This window comes from Streptomyces sp. NPDC006711 (assembly GCF_042869775.1).
Classification (GTDB): Bacteria; Actinomycetota; Actinomycetes; order Streptomycetales; family Streptomycetaceae; genus Streptomyces.
In genome coordinates, this window is record NZ_JBIAGO010000024.1 from 80,391 (window position 1) to 86,509 (window position 6,119).

Annotated in this window: 5 protein-coding genes; 4 read left to right on the top strand and 1 reads right to left on the bottom strand. The window is 71.0% G+C overall.

What is annotated here, in order from left to right:
• Positions 1-58: 58 nt before the first annotated feature.
• Complete coding sequence (locus tag ACFYM2_RS31725; protein WP_359000784.1) at positions 59-1,498, bottom strand: gamma-aminobutyraldehyde dehydrogenase; 1,440 nt, start codon at positions 1,496-1,498, stop codon at positions 59-61.
• A 180-nt stretch (positions 1,499-1,678) separates the two neighbouring features.
• Here ACFYM2_RS31725 and ACFYM2_RS31730 point away from each other — a divergent pair, with 180 nt between their 5' ends.
• From ACFYM2_RS31730 to ACFYM2_RS31745, 4 genes are all read left to right on the top strand, one after another.
• A complete protein-coding gene (locus ACFYM2_RS31730; RefSeq protein WP_350232947.1) occupies positions 1,679-2,224 on the top strand; it encodes an Lrp/AsnC family transcriptional regulator in 546 nt (181 codons plus the stop codon).
• Positions 2,209-3,588: an aspartate aminotransferase family protein gene (locus ACFYM2_RS31735; RefSeq protein WP_350232946.1), complete on the top strand. Its 1,380-nt coding sequence runs from the start codon at positions 2,209-2,211 to the stop codon at positions 3,586-3,588. Before ACFYM2_RS31730 ends, ACFYM2_RS31735 begins: the two co-directional genes overlap by 16 nt.
• A 177-nt stretch (positions 3,589-3,765) precedes the next feature.
• The gene (locus ACFYM2_RS31740; protein ID WP_359000788.1) at positions 3,766-4,503 is read left to right on the top strand and encodes an ATP-binding cassette domain-containing protein; all 738 of its coding nucleotides are present in this window, start codon (positions 3,766-3,768) and stop codon (positions 4,501-4,503) included.
• Complete coding sequence (locus ACFYM2_RS31745; protein ID WP_388840992.1) at positions 4,485-5,645, top strand: hypothetical protein; 1,161 nt, start codon at positions 4,485-4,487, stop codon at positions 5,643-5,645. Before ACFYM2_RS31740 ends, ACFYM2_RS31745 begins: the two co-directional genes overlap by 19 nt.
• Positions 5,646-6,119: the final 474 nt, after the last annotated feature.

The window sequence follows — 6,119 nt, forward strand, 5'->3', positions numbered from 1 at the left end:
GGGGGATCAACTCCCCCGCCCCTCGCGGCCGTTCAGGCCCGGATCACGATCAGCCGGTTCAGCCCTCGATCGACGTCATCACGTGCTTGATGCGCGTGTAGTCCTCGAAGCCGTACGCGGAGAGGTCCTTGCCGTAGCCGGACTTCTTGAAGCCGCCGTGCGGCATCTCGGCGACCAGCGGGATGTGGGTGTTGATCCACACACAGCCGAAGTCGAGGTTCTTGGACATCCGCATGGCGCGCGCGTGGTCCTTGGTCCACACCGAGGAGGCCAGCGCGTACTCGACGCCGTTGGCGTACTCCAGGGCCTGGGCCTCGTCGGTGAAGGACTGGACGGTGATGACCGGCCCGAACACCTCGTTCTGGATGATCTCGTCGTCCTGCTTGAGGCCCGAGACGACGGTCGGGGCGTAGAAGTAGCCCTGCTCGCCGACGCGGTGGCCGCCCGCCTCCACCTTGGCGTGCGCGGGCAGGCGCTCGATGAAGCCGGTGACCTGCTTGAGCTGGTTGGCGTTGTTCAGCGGCCCGTACAGCACGTCCGCGTCGTCGGGCTGTCCGGTCTTGGTGTCGGCGGCGGCCTTGGCCAGCGCGGTCACGAACTCGTCGTGGATGGACTCGTGCACCAGCACGCGGGTGGCGGCGGTGCAGTCCTGGCCGGCGTTGAAGTAGCCGGCGACCGCGATGTCCTCGACGGCCTTGGCGATGTCGGCGTCCTCGAAGACGACGACCGGGGCCTTGCCGCCCAGCTCCAGGTGGACGCGCTTGACGTCCTTGGAGGCGGACTCGGCGACCTGCATGCCGGCCCGCACCGAACCGGTGATGGAGGCCATCGCCGGGGTCCTGTGCTCGACCATCGCGCGGCCCGTGTCACGGTCGCCGCACACGACGTTGAAGACGCCCTTGGGGACGATCGCGCCGATGATCTCGGCGATCAGGACGGTCGAGGCGGGGGTGGTGTCCGAGGGCTTGAGGACGACCGTGTTGCCCGCGGCGAGGGCCGGGGCGAACTTCCACACGGCCATCATCATCGGGTAGTTCCACGGGGCGACCTGCGCGCAGACGCCGACCGGCTCGCGGCGCACGATCGAGGTCAGACCCTCCATGTACTCGCCGGCGCTGCGGCCCTCAAGGAGCCGGGCCGCGCCCGCGAAGAAGCGGATCTGGTCCACCATCGGCGGGATCTCTTCGGTGCGGGTGAGCTCGATCGGCTTGCCGGTGTTCTCCGACTCGGCGGCGATCAGCTCCTCGGCGCGCTCCTCGAAGGCGTCCGCGATCTTCAGCAGCACGCGCTGGCGCTCGGCCGGGGTGCTGTCGCGCCAGGCGGGGAACGCCTTGGCCGCGGCCGCCATGGCGGCGTCCACGTCCTGCTGGCCGGAGAGCGGCGAGGTCGCGTACGCCTGGCCCGTGGCCGGGTTGACCACCTCGATGGTCCGTCCGTCGGCAGCATCGCGGAACTCCCCGTCGATGTAATTGCGCAAACGACGCAGTTCGGTGGTCACTTCGCTGGCCTCCCGGTCCGATGTCCGATGGATGAGACAGCCCACCCTAGTCGGTGGAGCGACGCTTTCGACAGACCCGACGCCCCTGAACTTCGGATTCAGTTCCTGGAAGGTCACAGGACAACGAATTTCATCGCTTTGGGGTTGCGGGACGGGCCGGGTCGGGTGCACAGTGGCTCCGTGGCCAGCCGAAGCACAGACCCCAGGAACGGGAACGGATCACCCTCCCGGCTCCCGACCACCGCCCCGCAGACGGACGCCGCCCGGCGCTCCCACGGGACGACGATCGACGCCGTCTCCCTGGCGATCATCGAGCAGCTTCAGGAGGACGGGCGCCGCCCGTACGCCGCGATCGGCAAGGCCGTCGGCCTGTCCGAGGCGGCCGTGCGTCAGCGCGTCCAGAAGCTGCTCGACCAGGGCGTGATGCAGATCGTCGCCGTCACCGACCCGCTCACCGTGGGATTCAGGCGCCAGGCGATGGTCGGCATCCGCGTCGAGGGCGACCTCGACCCGGTGGCGGAGGCGCTGACGGCCATGGCCGAATGCGAGTACGTGGTGATGACCGCGGGCTCCTTCGACCTCATGGTGGAGGTCGTCTGCGAGGACGACGACCACCTGCTCGAAGTGATCAACAAGAGGATCCGCGCCCTCCCCGGCGTGCGCTCCACCGAGAGCTTCGTTTACCTCAAGCTGAAGAAGCAGACCTATATGTGGGGAACCCGATAGCCGTGAGCAAGGACCTCAGCCAGACCGCCTACGACCACCTGTGGATGCACTTCACCCGCATGTCGTCGTACGAGAACGCCCCCGTCCCCACCATCGTCCGTGGCGAGGGCACCTACATCTACGACGACAAGGGCAAGAAGTACCTGGACGGCCTCTCGGGCCTGTTCGTCGTCAACGCAGGACACGGCCGTCACGAGCTCGCCGAGACCGCCTACAAGCAGGCGCAGGAACTGGCCTTCTTCCCGGTGTGGTCCTACGCCCACCCCAAGGCCGTCGAGCTCGCGGAGCGTCTGGCGAACTACGCGCCGGGCGACCTCAACAAGGTCTTCTTCACCACCGGTGGCGGCGAGGCCGTCGAGACCGCGTGGAAGCTGGCGAAGCAGTATCACAAGCTCACCGGCAACCACACCAAGTACAAGGTCATCTCGCGTGCGGTCGCCTACCACGGCACCCCGCAGGGCGCCCTGTCCATCACGGGTCTGCCCGCCCTGAAGGCGCCCTTCGAGCCGCTGGTCCCCGGCGCGCACAAGGTGCCCAACACCAACATCTACCGCGCCTCCATACACGCCGACGACCCGGTCGCCTTCGGCCGCTGGGCCGCCGACCAGATCGAGCAGGAGATCCTGTTCGAGGGCCCCGAGACGGTGGCCGCCGTCTTCCTTGAGCCGGTGCAGAACGCGGGCGGCTGCTTCCCGCCGCCGCCCGGGTACTTCCAGCGCGTGCGCGAGATCTGCGACAAGTACGACGTGCTGCTCGTCTCCGACGAGGTCATCTGCGCCTTCGGCCGGCTCGGCACGATGTTCGCCTGCGACAAGTTCGGCTACGTGCCGGACATGATCACCTGCGCCAAGGGCATGACCTCGGGCTACTCCCCGATCGGCGCCTGCATCATCTCCGACAAGCTCGCCGAGCCGTTCTACAAGGGTGACAACACCTTCCTGCACGGCTACACCTTCGGCGGCCACCCGGTCTCCGCCGCGGTGGGCCTGGCCAACCTCGACATCTTCGAGAAGGAAGGCCTCAACCAGCACGTGCTGGACAACGAGGGCGCCTTCTTCGACACCCTCAAGAAGCTGCACGACCTGCCGATCGTCGGTGACGTCCGCGGCAACGGCTTCTTCTACGGCATCGAGCTGGTGAAGGACAAGGTCACCAAGGAGAGCTTCAACGACGAGGAGACCGAGCGCGTCCTGTACGGGTTCCTCTCCAAGGCGCTGTACGACAACGGCCTGTACTGCCGGGCGGACGACCGCGGCGACCCGGTCGTCCAGCTCGCCCCGCCGCTGATCTCCGACCAGTCGACCTTCGACGAGATCGAGGGCGTCCTGCGCCAGGTCCTGACGGAGGCCTGGACCAAGCTCTGAGCGTCCCGCCCACGGCCCGGCCGCGCCCATCCGAGTGAGATGGGGGCGGCCGGGCCGCGTGCTGTTGGGACAGCCACACCCCACTGCCTAGCGTGCCCAGTGACCGATCGGCCCTGCCTTCGTTCCCCCGTACGGGGAGCGGGAACAGGAAATCTGATCTGAACCGAGGTGTGCACCATGGTGGCTCCGCCGGACAACGACGTGCTGTGGGCACGTTCCCTGCACCATTCCCACAGCGGCTCGCCCGCCCTGACCGGGGTGGGCGTGGGGGTGCGCGAGGGCGAGATCCTTGCCGTGGGCGGCCCGCGCGGCTGCGGCAAGACGACCCTGCTGCGCTGCCTGTCGGGCACCTTGGTGCCGGACGAGGGCGAGGTGTGGTTCGACAGCGTGCCCGTCCACACGCTGGGCGCGGTGAGCCGGGAACGGCTGCGCCGCGACCGGTTCGCCTGGATCGACCCCGAGCCGACCCTGGTCCCCGAACTCAGCGCCTGGGAGAACGCCGCCCTGCCGCTGCTCCTGCGCGGCGCCCCGCACCGCGACGCGAAGAAGGCGGCCCTCGAATGGCTGGAACGCCTTGACGTCGACACCTGCGCCAAGCGCCGGCCGCACGCCCTGCTCCAGGCCGAGCGCCAGCGCGTGGCGATCGCGCGCGCCCTGGTCACCGGGCCCACCGTGCTCTTCGCCGACGAGCCCACCGCGACCCTGCACCGCGCCGACGGGGCGCAGGTGCTGCGCACCCTGCTCACCGCGGTCCGCTCGCACCGCATCACCACGCTGATCGCGACCCATGACACGGATGTGGCCGAGCTGGCCGACCGCACCGTGGTCCTCATTGACGGCCGTCGGGTCAACTCCCGTGTCACCACGGATGGTTCGGATACGGAGGGTATCGCCGCGTGCTCGCTCTCCGTCTAGCCCGCGGCACCCATCCGCTGGTCCTGCTGCGCCGCCTGCTGGTGTCCGCGGCGTCCGCCGGGGTCGGTTTCCTGCTGCTGTGCACGCTCGGCCACGCCGTCGGCCACCCCGGCGCGTCCGTGCTGCGGCTGCTGTGGTGCGCGGTCCCGGTCGCGGCCACGGCGCACTTCGCGGTCGCGGTGGCCCGCACCGATCCGAGCACCCGGCCGCGTCCTGGCCTGTCCGCCGTGGGCCTGGGTCCCGCCCGTCTCGCGGTGATCGCCGCCGCCTCCACGGCGGTCACCTGCACGCTGGGCTCGGCGGTGGCGCTCCTGGTCTATCTGCATCTGCGCGGCGACATCACCGGGCTCCCCTTCGACGGCGCCGCGGCCGGTCTGCTCGCCGCGGACCAGCCGATGCCGGTGGCGGCCGCCCTGACCCTGCTGGCCGTGCTGCCGGTGACGGCGTCGGTCGCGGCCGGTCTCGCGCTGCGCCCGCGCTCGGCGACGCGACCTGGCGAGCGCAGCGACCCGGTGCACCCCGAGGAGCCGGCGCCCGCGCCGAACGGGCTGCCGTGGGGGTGCGTGCTCATCACGGCGGGCCTCGCGGTGGAGACGTACGCGAGCCGGGGCGCCCCGGGCTCGTCCTTTCCGATGCCGGGCCACCCCGAGGGCAGCCCGGCGGGGCTCCTCGGCGGGTGGGCGCTGACCGCGCTCGGCCTGGCGCTCGCGGGCCCCGCGCTCGCACACTTCAGCGGACGGCTGCTGCAACTGGGCCGCCCGGGCGCCGCGCGCCTGCTCGCGGGCCGGGTCCTGATGGCCGAGGCCCGGCGCATCGGGCGGCCCCTGGGGGTGGTGTGCGCGGTGGCGTCGGCGGTGATCGCGGCGGCGGCCCTGTACGGGGGCCGGCCCGGGCCGCATCCTTCCGGTCCGCTCACGGGGCTCGGTGCGGGGCTCGTCATGAGCTGTACGGTGGCGACGCTGCTGACCGCGACCCTGGAGTCCCGCCATGCCCGGGCCCACACCACGGCGGCCCTGCTCTCCCTCGGCGCCCCCGCCGCCACGCTGCGGGGCGCGGCGGCCCTGCGCACCCTGGCCCTGCTGGCCGTCTTCACCCCGGTGACCGCGACAATCGCCAAACTGGCGGCCCTCCCCCTGCACTGACCCGGTATCACCCGTGGTCCTCAGTCGCCGGACAGGTTGAAGTTGTCCGGTCCGGGCCGGCGCCGAGTAGTCAGGGGCGCGGGGAACTGCGCGCCCAGCCACGCACGGCCCGCAGCCGAGGCCCCGGGGCTCGTCCTCAAACGCCGGACGGGCTGAGGGTGCCGATACGGGCCAGCACAGACCCCGCCGGGGGCGCGGGGAACCGCGCGCCCAGCCACGCACGGTCCGCAGCCGGGGCCCCTGGGGCTCCGCCCCAGACCCCGATCGGCCTGAACGGCCTCGTCCTCAATCGCCGGACAGGCTGAGGTGCCGGGCCGGGCCAGCACGCACCCTGCCAGGGGCGCGGGGAACTGCGCGAGAAGCGACCACCACCCGCAGCCGAGCTCCCTGGGGCTCCGCCCCAGACCCCGTTCGCGCCTGAAGGGCGCTCGTCCTCAATCTCCCCCAAGGCCTTAAGGGCCAGGGGGGACCCCC